This window comes from Rikenella sp. (assembly GCF_056799795.1).
The window spans coordinates 1-20,456 of sequence record NZ_JBQIQO010000041.1 but is presented as its reverse complement, the minus strand read 5'-3'; the positions used below and the strand labels follow the sequence as shown (position 1 = coordinate 20,456).

Annotated in this window: 17 protein-coding genes; 13 read left to right on the top strand and 4 right to left on the bottom strand. The window is 56.3% G+C overall.

What is annotated here, in order from left to right:
- Positions 1 to 186: 186 nt before the first annotated feature.
- Both ACTO3O_RS08810 and ACTO3O_RS08805 read right to left on the bottom strand, forming a co-directional pair.
- The gene (locus ACTO3O_RS08810; RefSeq protein ID WP_298081031.1) at positions 187 to 1,158 is read right to left on the bottom strand and encodes a hypothetical protein; all 972 of its coding nucleotides are present in this window, start codon (positions 1,156 to 1,158) and stop codon (positions 187 to 189) included.
- Positions 1,159 to 1,325: 167 nt separating this feature from the next.
- Positions 1,326 to 2,270, bottom strand: a complete 945-nt coding sequence (locus tag ACTO3O_RS08805; RefSeq protein WP_297830545.1) for a hypothetical protein — start codon at positions 2,268 to 2,270, stop codon at positions 1,326 to 1,328.
- A 523-nt stretch (positions 2,271 to 2,793) separates the two neighbouring features.
- Here ACTO3O_RS08805 and pyrF point away from each other — a divergent pair.
- The 3 genes from pyrF to ACTO3O_RS08790 all read left to right on the top strand — a co-directional run bounded on the left by pyrF (position 2,794) and on the right by ACTO3O_RS08790 (position 6,829).
- Positions 2,794 to 3,621 carry an orotidine-5'-phosphate decarboxylase gene (gene pyrF / locus ACTO3O_RS08800; RefSeq protein ID WP_294592075.1) on the top strand — a complete coding sequence of 276 codons (828 nt, stop codon included), beginning with the start codon at positions 2,794 to 2,796 and terminating at the stop codon, positions 3,619 to 3,621.
- A 25-nt stretch (positions 3,622 to 3,646) separates the two neighbouring features.
- A complete protein-coding gene (aspA, locus tag ACTO3O_RS08795; protein ID WP_297627700.1) occupies positions 3,647 to 5,080 on the top strand; it encodes an aspartate ammonia-lyase in 1,434 nt (477 codons plus the stop codon).
- A 138-nt stretch (positions 5,081 to 5,218) separates the two neighbouring features.
- On the top strand, positions 5,219 to 6,829 hold the full coding sequence (locus ACTO3O_RS08790) for a sulfatase family protein (protein WP_297830543.1): 1,611 nt from the start codon (positions 5,219 to 5,221) through the stop codon (positions 6,827 to 6,829).
- 297 nt (positions 6,830 to 7,126) lie between these two features.
- Here the strand turns inward: ACTO3O_RS08790 and ACTO3O_RS08785 are convergent, their stop codons facing one another.
- Both ACTO3O_RS08785 and ACTO3O_RS08780 read right to left on the bottom strand, forming a co-directional pair.
- Entirely contained in the window at positions 7,127 to 7,756 is a 630-nt protein-coding gene (locus tag ACTO3O_RS08785; protein WP_297830541.1) for an aminotransferase class IV, read from the bottom strand.
- The gene (locus ACTO3O_RS08780; RefSeq protein ID WP_297830539.1) at positions 7,734 to 8,747 is read right to left on the bottom strand and encodes an aminodeoxychorismate synthase component I; all 1,014 of its coding nucleotides are present in this window, start codon (positions 8,745 to 8,747) and stop codon (positions 7,734 to 7,736) included. The genes ACTO3O_RS08785 and ACTO3O_RS08780 overlap by 23 nt, the downstream gene beginning before the upstream one ends.
- Before the next feature lie 149 nt (positions 8,748 to 8,896).
- Here ACTO3O_RS08780 and ACTO3O_RS08775 point away from each other — a divergent pair, with 149 nt between their 5' ends.
- The 10 genes from ACTO3O_RS08775 (at position 8,897) to murD (ending at position 20,146) form a co-directional block, all read left to right on the top strand.
- Complete coding sequence (locus ACTO3O_RS08775) at positions 8,897 to 9,667, top strand: sulfide-dependent adenosine diphosphate thiazole synthase (RefSeq protein WP_294592064.1); 771 nt, start codon at positions 8,897 to 8,899, stop codon at positions 9,665 to 9,667.
- Entirely contained in the window at positions 9,660 to 10,283 is a 624-nt protein-coding gene (gene thiE, locus ACTO3O_RS08770) for a thiamine phosphate synthase (protein ID WP_297830536.1), read from the top strand. Before ACTO3O_RS08775 ends, thiE begins: the two co-directional genes overlap by 8 nt.
- Before the next feature lie 166 nt (positions 10,284 to 10,449).
- On the top strand, positions 10,450 to 10,719 hold the full coding sequence (locus ACTO3O_RS08765; RefSeq protein WP_294592049.1) for a co-chaperone GroES: 270 nt from the start codon (positions 10,450 to 10,452) through the stop codon (positions 10,717 to 10,719).
- A gap of 182 nt (positions 10,720 to 10,901) precedes the next feature.
- Entirely contained in the window at positions 10,902 to 12,536 is a 1,635-nt protein-coding gene (groL, locus tag ACTO3O_RS08760; RefSeq protein WP_297830534.1) for a chaperonin GroEL, read from the top strand.
- A 1,687-nt stretch (positions 12,537 to 14,223) separates the two neighbouring features.
- A complete protein-coding gene (mraY, locus tag ACTO3O_RS08755; RefSeq protein WP_297830532.1) occupies positions 14,224 to 15,477 on the top strand; it encodes a phospho-N-acetylmuramoyl-pentapeptide-transferase in 1,254 nt (417 codons plus the stop codon).
- Between the two features lie 47 nt (positions 15,478 to 15,524).
- Positions 15,525 to 16,244, top strand: a complete 720-nt coding sequence (locus ACTO3O_RS08750) for a zinc metallopeptidase (RefSeq protein WP_294592015.1) — start codon at positions 15,525 to 15,527, stop codon at positions 16,242 to 16,244.
- Positions 16,245 to 16,869: 625 nt separating this feature from the next.
- On the top strand, positions 16,870 to 17,967 hold the full coding sequence (prfA, locus tag ACTO3O_RS08745) for a peptide chain release factor 1 (RefSeq protein WP_297830530.1): 1,098 nt from the start codon (positions 16,870 to 16,872) through the stop codon (positions 17,965 to 17,967).
- A 45-nt stretch (positions 17,968 to 18,012) separates the two neighbouring features.
- Positions 18,013 to 18,408, top strand: coding sequence for a CCC motif membrane protein (locus ACTO3O_RS08740; protein WP_297830528.1), 396 nt, complete (start codon positions 18,013 to 18,015; stop codon positions 18,406 to 18,408).
- A 27-nt stretch (positions 18,409 to 18,435) separates the two neighbouring features.
- Positions 18,436 to 18,672: a DUF2752 domain-containing protein gene (locus ACTO3O_RS08735; RefSeq protein WP_297830526.1), complete on the top strand. Its 237-nt coding sequence runs from the start codon at positions 18,436 to 18,438 to the stop codon at positions 18,670 to 18,672.
- Positions 18,673 to 18,790: 118 nt separating this feature from the next.
- Positions 18,791 to 20,146 carry a UDP-N-acetylmuramoyl-L-alanine--D-glutamate ligase gene (gene murD, locus ACTO3O_RS08730; RefSeq protein WP_297830524.1) on the top strand — a complete coding sequence of 452 codons (1,356 nt, stop codon included), beginning with the start codon at positions 18,791 to 18,793 and terminating at the stop codon, positions 20,144 to 20,146.
- The last annotated feature ends 310 nt before the right edge of the window (positions 20,147 to 20,456 follow it).

Here is a 20,456-nt window from a genome sequence, read left to right as displayed (position 1 = left end):
GCGCCGATGGTACTGCACGAAGTTGTGGGAGAGTAGGTCGCCGCCTCCTTCAAGCCTCTGGCTATCGTAAGATAACCAGAGGCTTTTTTTATTCAAGAACCGTTCATCCGAGCACACATGAAAGATCAGGGTTTGGTTTTTACTAACCTCGGATTTTGGGGTCTCTCCCATTTTAAGAATTGAGAATCACTCAATAAGTAGCTCTTTCCCGTTTCTAAGGTCACTTTGTAGTAAGTGTTTGATCTGTTCGTAAGGTAATAATAGCTCGGTTTTTCCATATTCGAAGTAAGGGTCGTATTCTCCTCTTTCATCTTTCATATCATTGTATAGATTATCAGAAAGCACCATACCTTTCGGCGTAAAATAGAAACTCTTTTTCAGCAGATAATTGGTAAGCCACTGTCCATGGGTAGCATCATATCGGAATGATGCAGCAAAGGCAACGTTACCGAATGGATTATACCATCTCATTTTCTCGCTATCCCACTCTTCATATGCGATACGGAAAAATTCTTCCCTGTCCCGTTCTTTGATAATATCATTCAAGTATAGGCGTCGTCCGTCTCGGTTCCTAAAGACATGATTCATATCGAAAATACAATTCATCGATCCTCCTAAACTATTATAGCAATCGTATGAAATAGAGGTAATTTCTTTATTATAGAAAAGATAAGGAACAGTACCTTGTGCTATGGAACTAAGAGAATGTTCACTGTCTTGAATATATTGTCTATGCTTTTTTATCGCGTTATCTATTGTTTTTTCTACGGTTGTATAAGAATTAGAAGAGGGTGAAAGCCAAAATATATGTTCTTTTAATAAATATTTGTATTCCTTTAGGATAGAGTTTCTTAGTGCAGTATTATTTACTGGTGTGACGTAGGAACAATCGATCTGCAAGGTGCCATTTGAGGCTTCCTCTTCATATTTGACCGTTGTGTTTTTGAATACTAAATCTTTTACGTTTAGTTCTTTGGGCAAGACAGTAGAATCCGTTGTCGTTTTGCAAATGGTTACCGTGTCGATTTTGTAAACCGTATCGGCAGCGGGTATGGTATCTTGTGTGTCGGTCGCTTGTGTCGCTGGGCTGCAGGCATTGAGCAGGGCGGCCATAAACAAGCTGGTAAATAGACGGAAAAGAAAGAGTGGCTTTAGCATGTGCTATGGAGTTTTGAGATTCGGTATAAGCGACCGGGAGCTGTTCGGAGACTGCCCCCGATCACTTTATTGCTGGGTATTTTAGGAGATTTGTTGGTATTGTATCTCTACTGAGCATAGATTACCCGCATTGGCGAGTTTATAATCGCTGATGTACAGTTTATTGATTATCCCCAGATTAACCAGATCAGGAAGATTGCGAGAGCAATATACATTCCGACAATACATCCAGTATTCTGTTGTCGAACTCGTGTATTATGTGCTTCGATACTGTTCTTGCTTGCATATTTGGCTGCGTCAATGTCATTTTGGATAACGGTATCCATTGCTGCATATACTATGTTCCAAATTGCTTCTGGTTCCTCTACGATAAAGTCTTCCCGAGTGACATAATAGAGGGATTCTTCCTGCTCGATATATTCTTCGAATCGTTTGACAATGTGCAATAACTCCAGTCTATTGATCCGGTGTAATGTCTGGTTATATTGGGCAAGCAATTCGGGTGAGGGACTCGGAGTGTCCGTAATCGCATAATAATTAGTGAGATGTTTGATGATGTCGTTTCTGTCCCATGTGTTGAGACTCAATTTTTGGCAGTAGTATTTTGCCCGCTCTATGCGTCTGTCGGTGTTCATTGTTTTCGTTGTGTCTTTAAAATGTTGGAAAATTTGACATCGGTTAAAAATTGAGTTCTTTAGTTGCAGCTTGTATTGCATATATGAGTTCTGCAGTTTGTATTGAGTTAAATGCGCGGTGAAAGCTGTTTTAAATTCTCCAAAGTGGTTGATCCAGAAACCACATGATATTTGAACAGCTTCTTCCCCTGGAACCATAGATATTTTAACTTGTTTCATGGTATGGTTGATTTTGTTGAAAAGTTCAAATTTTTCATTCATGGAGAAATGTGGGGTAGTATATCGGGCATAGAGATGTACGAATATGTTCCCTTCTGCCTCCGTGTCTAAACCTAATATGTATATTGGATCTTGGCCGAAAGAGATGACTCTCTCGCTCTCTGTTGTGGGATGAAGTCCTTTTTCTTTTAACATTTCGAAAATTTGAGTTGATAAGGTGCCGAGCTTTGTTGTGTCAGCAATGTTTATGCTTGTCATGATTGCAAAGTGTTTGTAGATTTTGCCGTGCCCCTCGGCAGTTTTTTCGTTTCGTTAAAAGGCATAAAAAACGTGGGACAATACCGTTTATTTGCTTCTGAGGTCTTCGACTACCTTGCTGCCAAATAAAAGAGTAAAGCCCACGTATTGCTACGCAGGCGTCACACTTTACTCTTGGCAGCTTTGAAAGTGTCGAAGTTTCAGAAGCCAGAATAAAAGTTAACGCTTTTTATGTCGTCTCTCCCGGCCCCGCGACCATCGCCCGCCGGAAGAGGAAAAATCGGAAAAATATGTTAATGAGAAGTTTGCATCATAGGCCAATCGGTTTTAATTACCATTCAAATATACGAAAAATATTGAATCCCGGTTCCGGATAAACACCTGGCGAAGCAGCGGAGCATTCATCCGATTTAATTCCCCGCCTGCGCCCGTTTTCTGTAAAAACTTCTTTATATTTGCTCTATTATATCCACGTTCGGTTCCGCCGAGAGAGAGACGGAGCCGACCCAAACTCAACCCGGCCATGACCTCGCAACAACTATTTCGACAGATACGCGCCAAAGAGAGCTTCCTTTGCGTCGGCCTCGACACCGACCTGAAGAAAGTGCCCCAGCATCTGCTGGGCGACGAAGACCCCATCTTCGCCTTTAATAAGGCCGTTATCGACGCCACCGCACCGTATTGCGTCAGCTATAAACCCAACCTCGCATTCTATGAAGCTGCGGGAGTGAAAGGGTGGAACGCCCTGGTGAAGACCGTCCGGTACCTGCGCGAGCGGTATCCCGAGCAATTCCTGATCGCCGACGCCAAACGAGGCGATATCGGCAACACCTCCCAGATGTACGCCCGCGTCTTCTTTCAGGAGATGGACTTCGACGCCGTCACCCTCTCGCCCTATATGGGGAGCGACACCGCCGAACCCTTCTATGCCTATCCCGGGAAGTGGGCCGTGCTGCTCGCCTTGACCTCCAACCCCTCCGCGCAGGATTTCGAAACCTTGGCTTTAGCCGGCGGCGAGATGCTCTATGAACGCGTCCTGCGGAACTCCATGAGCTGGGGAACCGAAGACAATACGATGTACGTCGTCGGCGCCACGCGCGCCGAACAGCTCGAACGCGTGCGGGCTATCGTGCCCGACCACTTCCTGCTGGTTCCCGGCGTGGGCGCTCAGGGCGGGTCGCTCAGCGAAGTCGCCCGGTGCGGGATGAACAGCCGGTGCGGACTGCTCGTCAACTCCTCGCGCGGAATCATTTACGCCTCCGACGGTCGCGACTTCGCCGAAGCAGCCGGCGCGGCCGCCCGTCAGTTACAGGGCGAGATGGCAGGCCTGTTGGCCGATTATTGCAAGTGATAATTTTGTAAAAAGTCAGAAAGATATGGACATTACCAAGATGCCGCTTTCGGGCAAGACCCGGCGGGAACACGACTTGTTGGGCGAACTGGACATTCCGGTGGAATACTACTTCGGCGTGCAGACCATGCGCGCGCTCGACAACTTCCACATCAGTCGGGTGCGGCTCTGCATGTACCCCTACTTCATCAAAGCGCTCGCCATGGTCAAGGAAGCCGCGGCCAAAGCCAACCGCGACCTCGGCGAGATCAAGTCTGACGTGGCCGACGCCATTATCGCCGCCTGCCACGAAGTAGAGCAGGGGAAACTCGACGACCAGTTCGTCGTCGATATGGTGCAGGGCGGCGCCGGGACTTCCACCAATATGAACGCCAACGAAGTGATCGCCAACCGCGCGTTGGAGATTCTCGGCCACCGGCGCGGCGAATACGCCCACTGCCACCCGAACAACGACGTGAACCACTCGCAGTCGACCAACGACGCCTATCCGACCGCCGTGAAGATCGCCCTGATTTATCAGACCCAGGACTTGATCGCCTCGTTGCGCGAGCTGATCGGCGCCTTCCATGCCAAAGGGATCGAATTCGCCCAAGTCATCAAGATGGGGCGCACCCAGCTTCAGGACGCCGTGCCGATGACCCTCGGTCAGGAGTTCGACGCCTATGCCGCCAACCTCTCCGAAGAGATCGACCGCCTGGAACAGAACGCCAAACTGCTGCTCGAAGTGAATATGGGCGCCACCGCCATCGGCACCGGGATCAACGCCGATCCGCAGTACAGCCAGATCTGTATCAAATACCTGCGCGAGATTACCGGGCTTCCGATTACCGCCGCCACCAACATGATCGAGGCGACGAATGATACGGGCGCCTTCGTGATCTACTCGTCTGCCGTGAAACGGATGGCCGTCAAGTTGTCGAAAATTTGCAACGACCTTCGGTTGTTGTCGTCCGGGCCGCGAACCGGTCTGAACGAGATCAACCTGCCTCCGATGCAGCCCGGCTCGTCGATCATGCCGGGCAAGGTGAACCCCGTGATTCCCGAGGTGGTGAACCAGATCGCTTACAAGGTGATCGGAAACGACCTCACCGTGACCATGGCCGCCGAAGCGGGCCAGCTGGAGCTGAACGTGATGGAACCGATCATCGTCTACAGCATTCTGGAATCGATCGTAATGATGGTTCACGGGATGGACACCCTGCGCGAGAAGTGCATCCTGGGGATTACAGCCAATACGGATCGGTGCCGGGATATGGTCTACCACAGCATCGGTTTGGTGACCGCCCTGAATCCGTACCTGGGATACGAAACCTCGACCGAGCTCGCCAAAGAGGCGCTTCATACCGGCAAGGGGATTTACGATTTGGTGTTGGAGAAGAAATTGATGTCCCAAGAGGAGCTGGACAATATTCTTCGTCCGGAGAACATGGTCAAACCCCGGAAATTTTTGCGGAAATAGCTTGCGGACAGGCATCGTCGTCGCCTGAACGATGCGTAAACGCCTTGTGGTGCATACCCGCAGGGCGTTTTACGGTTCGCCCCACTCAACCTTATAAAGCGGAAAAGAAATAACCCAAGAAGCAATAAACCACTACCCATGAATCGACCCTTGTTCGCCCTCTCCGGCGCCTTGTGTGCCGTGACCGGCAGTGCACAAAGTGCCGACAAACCGGCAGCCGAGCCTCAGAAACGGCCCAATATCGTCTACATCATGTCCGACGACCACGCCGTGCAGGCCATCAGCGCCTACGGCCACCCCCTGTCTCAGGTCGCCCCGACCCCGAATATCGACCGCATAGCCGCCGAAGGCGTGCGTTTCGACCGGGCCTACTGCGGCAACTCCGTCTCCGGGCCCAGTCGCGCGACGATTCTGACCGGCAAACACAGTCACGCCAACGGTTTCCGAACCAACGCCGATTTTTTCGACGGTTCGCAGACCACCCTGCCCAAAGTCCTGAAAGCGAACGGTTACTCCACCGCTATTATCGGCAAGTGGCACCTGAAAACCTACCCCACCGGATTCGACTACTGGAAAGTGCTCGACGACCAAGGGATGTACTACAACCCCGACTTCGTGACCATGAGTGGCGACACCGTCCGCCAACGCGGCTATGTGACCGACATCGTCACCGACGAGAGTATCGCTTGGATCGACGCCCACAAAGACCGGCCCTTCTTTATTATGGTGCACAACAAGGCCCCGCATCGGAATTTTCAGCCCGCCCCGCGGCACCTCACCTTGCACGAGCACACCTTCTTTCCCTATCCCGACAACCTTTTCGACACCTGGGAAGGACGCGTGGCCGCCGGTCGGCAGGAGATGAGCATCGCCGGCCACCTGATGCCCGCTTACGACCTCAAGCTCTATACCCGTCGCGACGGGTGGGATCCCAAAACCGACTGGGGGCCCGACTATCGGTTCATGGACTCCACCGAGCGGGAGGCCTACATCGCCTCCTACGATGCCGCGAATCAGGCCTACTACGACAATCCTCCTACCGGTGATAGTCTGACCCGTTGGAAATTCCAGCGTTACATGCGCGACTACTTTTCGACCATCGCCGCCGTGGACGAGAATATCGGAAAGATGCTCGACTATCTCGACAGCACGGGGCTGGCGGAGAACACCATCGTGGTCTACGCCTCCGACCAGAGCTTCTACCTCGGCGAACACGGCTGGTTCGACAAACGGTTCATGTACGAAGAGTCGATGCGGATGCCCCTCGTGATCCGTTATCCGGCTGAAATTCCGGCGGGGACGGAGGCCGAAAGCACCTTGGTGCAGAACATCGACTTTGCCCCGACCCTGCTCGACTGGTGCGGGATCGAGAAACCGGACAGCATGCAGGGCGAATCGTTCCGAGCCGTGGCCCGGGGCGGCGACCGGGCGGTGAAACCGGGGCGCGATTGGCGAAAGACTTTGTATTATCGGTATTGGGAGAACCCCGGGATTCACAACGTGATGCAGCACGCTGGCGTGCACGACGGGCGGTGGAAACTGGTCTATTTCTTCAGCAACGAGACGCCGGTTCCGGCGGAGTGCTATTTCGAACTCTACGACCTGAAACGCGATCCGCACGAGATGCACAACCTGTACGGTACGCCGGGAACGAACGGGGTGACGACTCGTCTCCGCCGGGAATTGGTTCGGTTGGCGGATTACTACGGCGACGAACTGCCTCCTTGCCGTGAACTGAATGCTTTATAATCTGTTCTTTGTGCTGGATAGAACCGTACCTTTCTTGAAAGAAAGGTACCCAAAAGACTTTTGCAGAGGTCGTCCCACGGGGACGACCACGGGTTCTCTCCGCCTTGTTCGTTGGGCTGTGATTTTCAGGCGCGGCGCGCGTGGGGTTCTCGCCCATTATTAGCGCGCCCGCCGAAAATCCAGCCCAACCCAATCGGGCAGACACGGCCAGAGCATCCCGCAGGGATGCGCTCTAAAGTTTTTCTGGTTCTCTTTGTTCACAAAGAGAACAGTACCCTCCAACCCAAAGTACATAGATTAATAGTCAATTCGGTTGATCGGCAAGAGCAGCGTGCCGAAATCATTCATCGCATTGAACAGCGCGATATGGGAGTAGTGCCCCTCGCGTAAGTTTTCGAGTCGAATTTCACGGGGGACGATCGTCCCCCGTTTGATTAGCCATTCCCGCATCGTCCCGCGCAAGAGCGGTGAAGCCGGCGTGTGCCAGAGCTCGCGCGAGCCTCCCGCCACCCGGAACGCCACATTGCAAAACGTCGTATCCGTGACCCGCCCGTCGCGGAGCAGCAGCGCATCGCCATAGCCCTTCGCCAGCGCCCGTTCGTGCCACACAGTCAGTTCCCTCCGGTCGGCATACTTGTACCCGTAATCGAAAGACTCGACCTCCGCCGCCAGCAGCGAACCGATTCGGGGAGGTGTATAACGCCCATATTCCACCGCCTCGACCCCCTTAGCCCCGTAGACCACCCGACACTTCGCCACCCCCTCGTGTAAATCTCCCGGCACCGGGTACCCCCTTCTGATCGCCGCCAACTCCGGCACCGCGGCGACGGCGTACAACTCCCTGCACGTGCGTTCGACCCGCTCCTGATGCAGATGCAGGATTTCAGCCTCCGGCCAGCAGCCGTCAGCGATCCGTATCGTTTCCACGCAAAGGCACATAGACTTTCTGTTTCATTTCCGCATACTCCGCCGTCCGGTCGCTGCGGAACGTGATCCCCCCGCCGCTCTTGAACAGATACTCCCCCCGCTCCGCCTCCGGCGCCCGTTCCAGAAAACGGATCATCACCCCGCTCTCCAGCTCCCTCCCGTCGAACAGCCCGCACACCCCCGTATAATACCCCCGGTCGTAGGTCTCCGCCTCCGCGATGATTTCCAGCGTTCGGAGTTTCGGCGCCCCCGTCACCGACCCCGCCGGCAGCAACTCGAACAAGATCGACCCCACGCGATCGCGCCAATTCGTTCGTAACTTCCCGCTGATCTCCGAGCTGACCTGCAACAACTCTCCCGCATGCGTCGCCACCCGGTCGACATAGCGATACCGCTCCACCCGCACCCCCGTCGCCACCCGGCTCAGGTCGTTGCGCAGCAGATCGACGATCGTCGCATGTTCTGCCGCCTCTTTCGCATCCTCCAACACTCGCCGTTCCGCCTCCGGCAGCGCCGCATCGATCGTCCCCTTCATCGGGAACGTCGAAATCCGTCCCTCCGCCCCGATCCGCACGAACCGTTCCGGCGAGAAACAGACGAACCGGTTGTCGAACCAGATTTTGTACCGCGCCTCCGTGCCGTCGAACACCTCGCGCAGCGTCAGGTTGCAAGTCACCGGCGTTTCGCACGTCAGATTGACCAGATAGCTGTTCCCCGCCCGCAAATGTCCCATGACCGTCTCGAACCCCCGGTCGTACTCCTCCCGCGTGCAAAACCGCGGTTCCCATACTAATTCCGGCGCTTCGTCGCCCAGCGCGAAAGCATTCGTCCGTCCGCCGATCGCATAGAGCAGCCGGGCCGGATCCACCTCCTCCAGCGGCTCCACCACACAAGCCCGCATCGCGTAGTCGATCAGGAACAGAAACGGCCGCCCCTCCGCCCCGAAGCGATCCATTCGCTCCCGTGCCACGTCTTTGTCGTAATATTCCACCCGTCAGCAAAATCTTGTCCGGCAAAAATAGCATTTTTGCGCCGCAACCCCTATATTTGTGTCCCCTCCCGGAACCGGAGGGCCCTGCGCCCCGGACGCTCCCGGCCTGTCGAGGGGGAAAATCGTACCTGTAAAAAATCATTCGAACGATGGAAAAACTCGTTTCCCTCGGGATAGTCGAAAACTATTTCGAAAAGCTGAAAGCCAACCTCTCGGTCGATGCCGCCATCGTCGGCGGCGGCCCGTCCGGACTCGTGGCCGCTTACTATCTGGCGAAAGCCGGCAAACGCGTCGTTCTCTACGAACGCAAACTCGCCCCCGGCGGCGGCATGTGGGGCGGCGCCATGATGTTCAACGACATCATCGTCCAGCAGGAAGCCCTGCCCATCCTCGACGAACTCGGCGTCAGCTACAAACCTTATAAAGAGGGGACTTACGTGCTGGACTCCGTGCACGCCACCTCCGCCCTCGTCTACGCCGCCACCAAAGCCGGGGCTACTATTTTTAACTGCTACTCCGTGGAAGACGTCATCTTCCACAACGAAGAGGTAGCCGGTCTGGTCGTGAACTGGGCCCCCGTGATGCGCGAAGGGATGCATGTCGACCCTCTGATGGTGACCGCCCGCGCCGTGCTCGAAGGCACCGGCCACGACTGTATGATCGCCCGCCTGGTGGCCCGTAAGAACAACGTCCGGCTCAATACTCCGACCGGTGAAGTGGCCGGCGAACGGTCGCTGAACGTCGAAGAGGGCGAGCGGCTCACCGTCGAGAACACCAAGGAGGTCTATCCGGGTCTGTTCGTGAGCGGTATGGCGGCCAACGGGGTGAGCGGCGCATTCCGTATGGGGCCGATTTTCGGCGGCATGCTGATGTCGGGCCGGAAAGCTGCCGAACTGATGATCGCCCGGATCGATGGATAACTTCGGCCTGTACGTCATCCTGACCCGTCCCGCCGTGGGACACGTCGTTGCAGCGGAAGCAGCCGTGCGTTGCGGCGTTCGGATGCTCCAGCTGCGCGAGAAGGATTTGCCCGACGGCGAGCTGCTGCGTATCGCCCGCGAAGTGCGCGCCGTGACCCGCGGAACGGAGACCCGATTTATCGTCAACGACCGGCCCGACATCGCCCTGCTGAGCGACGCCGACGGCGTCCACGTCGGCCAGGGCGACTTGCCCGTGGCCTCTGTGCGGCGCATCGTCGACCGGGAGATGATCGTGGGTCTTTCGACCCACTCCATCGAGCAGGCCCGCGCCGCGTTGGCTTCCGAGGGAGTAGACTATATCGGCTTCGGGCCTGTTTATCCGACCACCACCAAAGCCGTGCCCGATCCGGTAGTCGGGATCGAGCAGTTGCGCGAGGTGCTCGGCTTCGCGCAGCTGCCGGTGGTCTCCATCGGCGGGATTTTTCCGGAGACCCTGCCGGCCGTTTTGGCAGTCGGCGCCCGGAATCCCTGCCTCGTGCGTCACTTCATGGAGCCCTCCGATCCGGCGGAAATGGAGCGGCGCATCCGCGAGATACAACGTATGATCGCAGGATAGCCCTGCATTTATTCCGATACTCGATGCTCAAAATGACAGCCCGCGGGCTGTCATTTTGGCATAAAGAGCCGCCGCGCACGCTTTGGCACAAAATATGCACGATACCGCCACCGCTGAACGAAACCTGAATTCAGAATCCAAAACAAATAAAAAACATTTACCGATCATGAAAATCAAACCGTTAGCAGATCGCGTGCTGATCGAGCCGAAACCGGCGGAAGAAAAAACCGCTTCGGGTCTCTTCATTCCTGACACGGCCAAAGAAAAACCGCTTGCCGGTACGGTGGTGGCGGTGGGCCCGGGTACCGACGAGGTCAAGATGGAGGTCAAAGCGGGCGATCAGGTGCTCTACGGCAAGTATGCGGGCACTGAAATCTCGTTCGATGGGAAGGATTATCTCATCATGAAACAAAATGACATCCTCGCGATTATTTAATCGCTCTATTTTGCATCCGTCTGAATTTTTTGGTTCTTTTTGTTCACAACCGACGCTGCCAGCGAGTGCAATGCAAACATAGTTTGCAAATTGCCGAGCGGCGAGGAGGAAAACGAGCGCAGCAAAGTTAAAAAGAACAGTACCCTCAAACCAAATTCATAAATAAAACATCAATTACAGAGATGGCAAAACAGATTATATTCGATACCGATGCCCGCGAACAGTTGAAAGCCGGCGTAGACGCACTGGCCAACGCCGTGAAAGTGACCCTCGGGCCGAAAGGTCGGAACGTACTGATCGACAAAAAGTTCGGTGCCCCGCAAGTGACCAAGGACGGCGTCAGCGTAGCCAAAGAAGTGGAACTGGAAGACAACGTCGCCAATATGGGCGCCCAGCTCGTGAAAGAAGTAGCCTCGAAGACCAACGACGACGCCGGTGACGGGACGACCACCGCCACCGTGCTCGCCCAGGCCATTATTACCACCGGGATCAAGAACGTGACCGCCGGCGCCAATCCGATGGATCTGAAGCGCGGGATTGACAAAGCCGTTGCCGCCGTCGTGGCCGACCTTCAGAAACAGAGCCAGCAAGTCGGCGACGACATCAGCAAAATCGAGCAAGTCGGCACCATTTCGGCCAACAACGACTCCACCATCGGTAAGTTGATCGCCGAAGCGATGAGCAAAGTGAAGAAAGAAGGCGTTATCACCGTCGAAGAAGCCAAAGGTACCGAGACCCATGTCGATGTAGTCGAAGGGATGCAGTTCGACCGCGGTTACATCTCTCCCTACTTCATGACCGACCCCGAGAAGATGGAAGCCGACCTCGAAAAGCCCTACATCCTGATCACCGACAAGAAAGTTTCGACCATGAAGGAACTTCTTCCGGTGCTCGAACCGGTGGCACAGAGCGGGCGTGCCCTGCTCGTGATCGCCGAAGACGTCGACGGCGAAGCCCTTTCATCGCTCGTGCTCAATAAATTGCGCGGCACGCTGAAGATTGCTGCCGTCAAGGCTCCCGGCTTCGGCGACCGTCGCAAAGAGATGTTGCAGGACATCGCTATTCTGACCGGCGGAACCGTGATTTCGGAAGAGACCGGCCTGAAACTCGACGCTGCGACCATCGATATGCTCGGTTCGGCAGAGAAAGTGACGCTGACCAAAGAAAATACGACGATCGTCAACGGAGCCGGCAAGAAAGAGGCCATCCAGGATCGTGTGGCCCAGATCCGGAAACAGATCGAAGCCTCGACCTCGGACTACGACAAGGAAAAGCTTCAGGAACGCCTGGCTAAATTGGCCGGCGGCGTGGCCGTGCTCTATGTAGGTGCAGCGACCGAAGTCGAAATGAAAGAGAAGAAAGACCGCGTTGACGATGCACTGGCAGCGACCCGTGCTGCGGTCGCCGAAGGGATCATCCCGGGCGGCGGCGTGGCTTATATCCGTGCTACCGCTGCGCTCGAAAAGCTCAAAGGCGACAACGACGACGAAACCACCGGGATTCACATCGTGAAACGCGCCATCGAAGAACCGCTGCGTCAGATCGTAGCCAATGCCGGCGGCGAAGGTTCGGTCGTGGTCAATAAAGTGAAAGAAGGGAAGGGTGCATTCGGGTACAATGCCCGTGTCGACCAGTACGAAGACCTCTTCAAAGCCGGGATTATCGACCCGACCAAAGTGGCTCGTGTGGCTTTGGAAAACGCCGCTTCCGTGGCATCGATGTTCCTGACCACCGAATGCGTGCTGGCCGATATTAAGGAAGAAAATCCGGCACCGGCTATGCCGGCCGGAATGGGAGGTATGGGCGGCATGATGTAGTCCCCCGTCCAGACTCTTGGATAAGAGACCGCGTTCGGTATCGCATTTTGCGATGCCGGACGCGGTTCGTTTTTGGGGGATAGGTGAGCGTAGGGCAGACCGTCTGCCGTGCTGCGCATTTGTGTGATGCGGGTAGACCCGGTCATAGCATCCCGTAGGGATGCGCTCTAAAGTTTTTTCGGTTCCTTTTGTTCACAACCGACGCTGCCAGCGAGTGCAATGCAAACGCAGTTTGCAAATTGCCGAGCGGCGAGGAGGAACCGAGTAGCGTATCGAGGGCAGAGACCGCTTGCGGGCTTTGCCGAGGTCGCACGAGGAAGCCGAAGGCAACGCGAAGCCAACGAAACAGTTCGAAGGCGGGTCAAAGCTCAACCGCGCGCGACTGCTGGAAAAGGAAATCGTTCAAAGCGACTTGCGCTTTGGACAAGATTTCCGCCAGCGCGCGGACAGAGAGCGGTGCGAGGAATTGGGCTGAGGCTGCCCGCGTTGCATAGGGGTAGAGGCTGGTAGTTGAAATGCGTAAGCATTTCCCGTCCACGGGACGTGGGGCCCGCGCGGCCTGAGCGCAGTCCCCTCCTGTAGCCAAAGCCGCGCGCCCCGCCTAAAAGAGCGATTCAACTATTTCGGCGGTAGCCGAATATGGATGAATCGCGCAGGCGCGCGAAAAAATTGCTCACTCACAAAAACTCCGTCGCCCGCCCGTCTGAAAGGGCATATTCTACCGGTTGGTACTCGGCCAATCCGGCAAGAATTGCCGCGGGCGACGTTTAGGAGTAGACACGCCCAGTTTTCGCGTGCCGAGCGGCACCGGCGGAGCGACAGCGGAGCCGCAGTGAGGCGGACACGGGACGGAGAACTGGGGCGAGCTTTGGGCTGCGATTGTTTTTCAGGCTCGAAAACCGGTTACGGTTTTCGAGCCGCGCTGGCCGAGCATGAGGCTTGGACTGGGGGCGGTGGGTTGGGCTGAACTTGTTGGTCATGCTTTGGGCTGAGAGCGAATAGCTAAGTCCCCGTGTTAACGGTCGGCCCGCAGCCCCCGGATGCGGAGGGGACGCACAGCGTCTTTTACTGGCCGCCTCGGCCTTAATATTCGTTCTCCGTTGACTGCGGCCGAAAACAAATTGGCTGTGCTTCTGCGGTTCATCGAACCGCCGGCCCTGTCGCCCAGCGGCGAAGCCGCTCGGGGGGTGGGCGACAGGCCGAACATGACAGTCTGGGGGAAGTGAATAGGGCGAATTATTTCCCGAGCTTCTGCGACTCGCAGAGTCGCGCGGGCCGGATGCCTGCCCACGAGCGGGAAGCACAGCGTCTTTTCTACCCCATAGCACCTCCCGGGCGTCCGGCCGCATAAAGTTCGGCTACATGGGGCAGCTCCAGCCCCTTGCCCCCGCGACTCCCTTTCCCGTTTATTCCGAGAGGCAGCGCAACTGAAAACCGTGGGCACGGAAGTTCGTGTAGCCGGGATTGAGCCACGTCATGTAGAAACTCAAGTACACGCCATTGGTACCACCGGCCGTAGAAGACCAGCCGTCACCGCTGTTACCGACGTTACGCTGCACGCCCGCATCGTGCCCGCGGTAGCCCGGGGCGGGGCGCTCCGGCAGAAAGCCTCCGTTAATCCTCCCACCCGTGACGAAAAGCCCGCCGGAATGACTATCTTTGTCCAGGAAAAAGCGCGCAACAACCCATGATCTATCACATCGCCGAATACCTCGACCGGACCATCGACCTGCCCGGCGCCGGGATGTTCAACTATATATCCTTCCGATCCGCACTGGCCATCGTCGTATCGCTGCTCATCGGGATGGTTTTTGGGAAATACATTATCCGCCTGCTCCAGCGTCGCCAGATCGGTGAAGAGGTGCGAAACCTCGGCCTCGAAGGCCAGCTCCAGAAACGCGGGACACCGACCATGGGCGGACTCATTATTTTGGCCGCCATTCTGGTGCCCGTTCTTTTGTTCGCCGACCTCACCAACATCTATGTCCAGTTGATGCTCGCCACCACCGTATGGTTGGGCCTTCTGGGCTTTCTCGACGACTACATCAAAGTCTTTCGCAAGCGGAAAGAGGGGCTTAACGGCCGATTCAAGATCTTGGGCCAGGTGAGCCTCGGGATTATCGTCGGCACCACCATGTGGATCAGCCCCCAGATCGTCTCGCGCGAGCCCGCAGCCGCCCGCCAGCAGAACGAAGCCGAGCGCGTCGTGGCCAACGACTTGGGGAACCGGCGCACCGTGCTCTATTTGACCCCGCCCGAGAAATCCACCGACACCACCGTCCCGTTTTTCAAGAACCGCACCTTAGACTACCGCAACCTGATTCCCATCGAAGGGAAATGGGGCGATACGCTCGGCTGGCTGCTCTATATTCTCGTCGCCACCTTCGTGATCACCCTCGTCTCCAACGGCGCCAACCTCACCGACGGCTTGGACGGCCTGGCCGCCGGCGTCTCCGCCGCTATCGGCGTCGTGCTCGGGATTCTCGCCTACCTCTCCGGGAACGTCATCTATTCCGAGTATCTGAGTATCATGAATATACCCGGTTCCGGCGAACTGCTCGTCTTTGCCGCGGCATTCGTGGGCGCTTTACTCGGATTTCTGTGGTACAACTCCTTCCCCGCGCAAGTCTTTATGGGTGATACCGGCTCGTTGGCCGTCGGCGGGATTATCGCCGTCTTCGCGCTGCTGATCCGGAAAGAACTCCTCTTGCCCATTCTTTGCGGCGTGTTTATCGTCGAGAGCTGCTCCGTGATCATTCAGGTCTTTTGGTTCAAATACACCAAACACCGATACGGCGAAGGCCGCCGCGTGTTTTTGATGGCCCCCCTGCACCACCACTACCAGAAAAAAGGCTACTTCGAAGTCAAGATCGTCACCCGTTTTTGGATCGTCCAATTGTTGCTGGCCGCCATTACGCTGATGACCCTCAAGATACGATAACGACCTTTCGACACGTTTTTTATAACCAAACCACACACTATTTTATCATGACACTGCTGACCGCTTCCTCCTCCTACTTCTATTCGATGGGGCCCGAGTTCCTGCTCATTATCGCTATCGGGATCGTCGGTTTTATCGTCCAGTCCCGTTTGCAGAGCGTATTCAACAAATACTCGAAAGTTCCTTTTGCCGGCGGTCTGACCGGTCGCGAAGTGGCCGAAAAGATGTTGCGCGACAACGGCATTACCGACGTCCGCGTGACCCACGTCTCGGGCGAGTTGACCGACCACTTCAACCCGGCCAACAAGACCGTGAACCTCAGCGATTCAGTCTACGAGAGCAACTCCGTCGCCGCCGCGGCAGTAGCCGCTCACGAATGCGGCCACGCCGTTCAGCATGCCGTGGGGTATGCTCCGCTCAAATGGCGTTCGGCATTGGTTCCCGTGACTAGCTTCTCTTCGAAGTTCGCGATTCTGTTCATCATCGGCGGTATTGTGCTGGCCGGCGTGACCAATAACCTGGTATTGTTCTGGATCGGCATCGGGATGATCGCCATGTCCGCCTTGTTCAGCATCGTGACCCTGCCCGTAGAGTACAACGCCTCGCATCGGGCCTTGGCCTGGCTCGAAAACGAGCAGATTCTGAATTCGCAACAGCAGGCTCAGGCCAAGGAAGCATTGACATGGGCCGCCCGGACTTATCTGGTCGCCGCCTTGTCCGCGATTGCGACCTTGATCTACTACATCGGCTTCGCCCGGCGCGATTAGGGTTCTGTGTCTACCCGACCGGAATAGCTGTATTATGCGGGTAGACCCGGCCATAGCATCCCGTAGGGATGCGCTCTAAAGTTTTTTCGGTTCCTTTTGTTCACAAAAGGAACAGTTCTAGCCGGGTCAAAACTTGTCCGCGCGCCCCGCCTTAAGAGGGAAATCGTCAAAATGCGCTTGTGCGTTTTGACAAGATTTCCCCAGGCGCGCGGAACAAAGAATTGTGTCATCGGCAGCTTAAGGATGCGCAGCATCCGTCTAAAGTTTTTTTGGTTCTTTTTGTTCACAAAAAGAACAGTTTTGTCCAGCACAGAGCTCGACGCGCGCCCCGCTTAAAGGAGCGATTCAACTATTTCGGCGGTGAGCCGAAATAACTGAATCGCGCAGGCGCGCGAAAAAAGAATTGAGCAAAGGCAGTTCAAAGTCTATCCGCGCGCGACTGCTGGAGAAGGAAATCATTCAAACGCGAATCACGCGTTTGAATAAGATTTTCGCCAGCGCGCGGACAGAGAATTGGGCCGCCGGCAGCCTTAGGATGCACAAGCATCCTCTCAACCCCCGCGCGCGACAGCAGGAAATAGGTTCGAAAAGCCTATCTTTGTACGATTGAAACGAAACGCGATATATGGCAGATAATACCATACTGGCCAAATTGGACGGCATTCGGGAGAAATACGCCGCCATATCCCGGCAGATCACCGATCCCGAAGTGATGAGCGACATGAAACGATACATCCAGCTCAATAAAGAATACAAAGAGCTCGGCCCCATCGTCGAAGCCGCCGATCGGTACCGCACCGCCGTCGCTAACTTACAGGAAGCCAAAGACCTCTTCGCCAACGAGAAAGACGAAGAGATGCGCGAGATGGCCCGCGGCGAGATCGAGACCCTCGAACCCGCCATCGCCCGGCTCGAAGAAGAGATCAAACTCATGCTCATTCCCGCCGACCCCCAGGACAGCAAAAACGCCATCATGGAGATCCGCGGCGGCGCAGGCGGAGACGAAGCCGCCATTTTCGCCGGCGACCTTCTGCGGATGTACCTCAAATTCTTCGAACGGCGAGGCTGGAAAGCCGAAATCAACAGCCAGAGCGAAGGCACCTCCGGCGGTTATAAGGAAGTCGTTCTGAAAATCACCGGCGACGGCGTTTACGGCGTTTTGAAATACGAATCCGGCGTCCACCGCGTACAGCGCGTGCCCCAGACCGAGACCCAGGGCCGCGTGCATACCTCCGCCGCCTCCGTCGCCGTGCTGCCCGAAGCCGAAGAGTTCGACATCGACCTCAAGATGGAAGACATCCGGAAAGACACCTTCTGCGCCTCCGGGCCGGGCGGGCAATCCGTGAACACCACCTATTCCGCCATCCGGTTGACCCACATTCCCACCGGCATCGTCGTCCAGTGCCAGGACCAGAAATCCCAGCTCAAGAACTTCGACAAAGCCTTGGAAGAGCTCCGGACACGGATCTATAACCTCGAATACCAGAAATACCTCAACGAAATCTCCTCCAAGCGGAAGACCATGGTCTCCACCGGCGACCGCTCCGCCAAGATCCGCACCTACAACTATCCCCAGGGGCGGATGACCGACCACCGGATCGGCTACACCATGTACAACCTGCCCGCCTTTATGGACGGCGACATCCAGGAATGTATCGACAAACTCCAGTTCGCCGAAAACGCCGAACGGCTTGCCGCAGCCGCCAGCGAAGACGAAGCCTGACCACCTGTTTTGTCTGTGAAATCTTTACACTAAAAGGATACGGATATGGAAAACTACAACGAAAACCAACCCCAATCGGAACAGCAACAGCCGCAACCCAATCCCGGCGGCGGATATTATGCCCCGAAACCCAGCCTGCCCAATGCAGCCGCTTCGTTGGTGCTCGGGATTCTCTCCGTGGTCACCAGCTGCTGGTTCGTCGGCCTGATCCTCGGCATTATCGGCCTCGTTTTCGGGAACAAAGCCCGCGCCATCTACCTCGCCGCACCCAACGACTACAACGGATACGGGATGGCCAACGCCGGTCGCGTGTTGTCCATTATCGGGATTTGCATAGGCGGCCTTTATATCCTCTACGTACTGGTTATCATCGGGATTATCGGCATCGGCGTCGGACTCTCGGAAGGCGCCGACTGGTTCCGCCAGATCAGCTCGCTCTGAGAGGAGCTCGTCGGGCGCTATCGCCTCATGCCCTGCGCCTATCGGCAACTGTTCGGCTTCGATTGCCCCTTCTGCGGCGCGCAGCGCTCCCTCCAGCTCTTGTTGCAGGGCAGACTGCGCGAGAGCCTGTTGCTTTTTCCCGCCTTGTTGCCGTTGGGCGCCACCATGCTCCTGATTCGGCACCCCCGCCTCCTGCGGATCATGCTGTGGGTGGACGTGGCGATTCTGCTCGGGAGCTGGCTGATTCGCCTGATTTGGAACTGAAGAATACGAAACGCGTTACGCATTTTTGCGCGGCGCGTTTTTTTGTATAAACCGTCCTCCGCACCTCTCGCCGGGCGTCGGAAAACATTAAATTTGCAAGATTAAAAACGCATCGACTATGGCATTGGCAGTGATTTTGGGCGGCGGCGAGAGCGGATACGGCTCCGCCGTGCTGGCCTCCTCGAAAGGGTACGACGTCTGGCTCTCCGACGCCGGCCAGTTGAAAGAGCCCTACCGTTCTCGCCTGGCGGAACGGGGGATCGCCTTCGAAGAGGGTTCCCATTCCCTCGGGCCTATTTTGGAAGCTGAATTTGTGGTCAAGAGCCCCGGCATTCCGGAGAGCGCCCCCGTCGTGCAGGCCATTCGCGAGCGGGGGATACCCGTGATCTCCGAGATCGAGTTCGCCGGTCGTTACCTTGCGCCGCACACCCGCACCGTCTGCATCACCGGCAGCAACGGGAAGACCACGACGACGACCCTGATCCATGCGATGATGCGCACAGCCGGTTTTCGGGCCGAACTGGCCGGGAACATCGGCCGGAGTCTGGCTTTGCAGGTGGCCGAGACCGAACCGGAAGAGCAGCCGGACTGGTACGTGATCGAATTGAGCAGTTTCCAGTTGGACGGGATGTACGATTTTCGGGCCGACATCGCCCTCCTGTTGAACATCACCCCCGATCATCTGGATCGGTACGACCACCGGATGGAGAACTACGTCGCCAGCAAATTCCGCATCACGCAGAACCTTCGGCCGGACGATCTCTTCGTCTGCAACGGCGAGGATCCGGAGACCCAGGCCTATTTGCCTCGGGTGCAGGCGGGATTACAGGCCGAGATCTGCTCTTTTTGCGTGAAAGGCGCCTCCGGCCCGGCCTCATACGATGCTGTTGCGGGGATGTTGAGGTGCGACGGCTTCGAGTTTCCGGTCGCCGCGATGCGGATCAAAGGGTTGCACAACATCGCCAATGCGCTGGCCGCCGTCGCCGCCTGTCGGAAAGCCGGCGTGCCGGACACGGCGATTGCCGAGACCCTGCGCACGTTCGGCGGCGTGGAGCATCGGCTGGAGCCGGTGGCGACAATCGATGGGGTAGAGTATATCAATGATTCGAAAGCGACGAATGTCGATTCCGTGTGGTATGCCTTGCAGTCGATGACGCGTCCGACGGTGTGGATCGCCGGCGGGACGGACAAAGGGAACGACTACGGCGTTCTGATGCCGTTGGTGCGGGAGCATGTGCGTGCCGTCGTCTGCATGGGGCTCGACAATGCCAAGTTAGTCCGTTCCTTCACCGGCGTCGTTCCGGTTTACGACACCTCGTCATTGGCAGCCGCCCTTGCCGCCTGTCGCGAGGTGGCCGAGGCCGGCGATACGGTTTTGTTGTCCCCCGCCTGTGCGAGTTTCGACCTTTTTCGGAATTATGAAGACCGCGGCCGTCAGTTCAAAGAGGCCGTTCGTGCTTTTTCTGGCGAGTGAATTTATGCGTTTTTTGTTCGTGCTATGACGTGCTGTCTTTTTTTCGCGCGGTACCGCGCGGACAGAGAACGGGGTAGAGGCTGCCATTAAACCACCCGAAGAGTGCGCCCGCCCGGCGGACGCGTTCGCGCCACGGCGGGCGGCCTTTATTACTTCAAAGCAAACGCGCGCCACGCCTTAGGAGGGAAATCGTCAAAATGTGCTGGCACGTTTTGACAAGATTTCCCAAGGCGCGCGAACAAAGAGCGGTGCGAGGAATTGGGCCGAGGCTGCCGTAGCGAAACGCAAGTTTCGCCCGTCCACGGGACGT

Coding starts and splice junctions, on each gene's coding strand:
- ACTO3O_RS08810 (WP_298081031.1), bottom strand. CDS start 1,158: ATGCTAAAGCCACTCTTTCTTTTCCGTCTATTTACCAGCTTGTTTATG.
- ACTO3O_RS08805 (WP_297830545.1), bottom strand. CDS start 2,270: ATGACAAGCATAAACATTGCTGACACAACAAAGCTCGGCACCTTATCA.
- pyrF (WP_294592075.1), top strand. CDS start 2,794: ATGACCTCGCAACAACTATTTCGACAGATACGCGCCAAAGAGAGCTTC.
- aspA (WP_297627700.1), top strand. CDS start 3,647: ATGGACATTACCAAGATGCCGCTTTCGGGCAAGACCCGGCGGGAACAC.
- ACTO3O_RS08790 (WP_297830543.1), top strand. CDS start 5,219: ATGAATCGACCCTTGTTCGCCCTCTCCGGCGCCTTGTGTGCCGTGACC.
- ACTO3O_RS08775 (WP_294592064.1), top strand. CDS start 8,897: ATGGAAAAACTCGTTTCCCTCGGGATAGTCGAAAACTATTTCGAAAAG.
- thiE (WP_297830536.1), top strand. CDS start 9,660: ATGGATAACTTCGGCCTGTACGTCATCCTGACCCGTCCCGCCGTGGGA.
- ACTO3O_RS08765 (WP_294592049.1), top strand. CDS start 10,450: ATGAAAATCAAACCGTTAGCAGATCGCGTGCTGATCGAGCCGAAACCG.
- groL (WP_297830534.1), top strand. CDS start 10,902: ATGGCAAAACAGATTATATTCGATACCGATGCCCGCGAACAGTTGAAA.
- mraY (WP_297830532.1), top strand. CDS start 14,224: ATGATCTATCACATCGCCGAATACCTCGACCGGACCATCGACCTGCCC.
- ACTO3O_RS08750 (WP_294592015.1), top strand. CDS start 15,525: ATGACACTGCTGACCGCTTCCTCCTCCTACTTCTATTCGATGGGGCCC.
- prfA (WP_297830530.1), top strand. CDS start 16,870: ATGGCAGATAATACCATACTGGCCAAATTGGACGGCATTCGGGAGAAA.
- ACTO3O_RS08740 (WP_297830528.1), top strand. CDS start 18,013: ATGGAAAACTACAACGAAAACCAACCCCAATCGGAACAGCAACAGCCG.
- ACTO3O_RS08735 (WP_297830526.1), top strand. CDS start 18,436: ATGCCCTGCGCCTATCGGCAACTGTTCGGCTTCGATTGCCCCTTCTGC.
- murD (WP_297830524.1), top strand. CDS start 18,791: ATGGCATTGGCAGTGATTTTGGGCGGCGGCGAGAGCGGATACGGCTCC.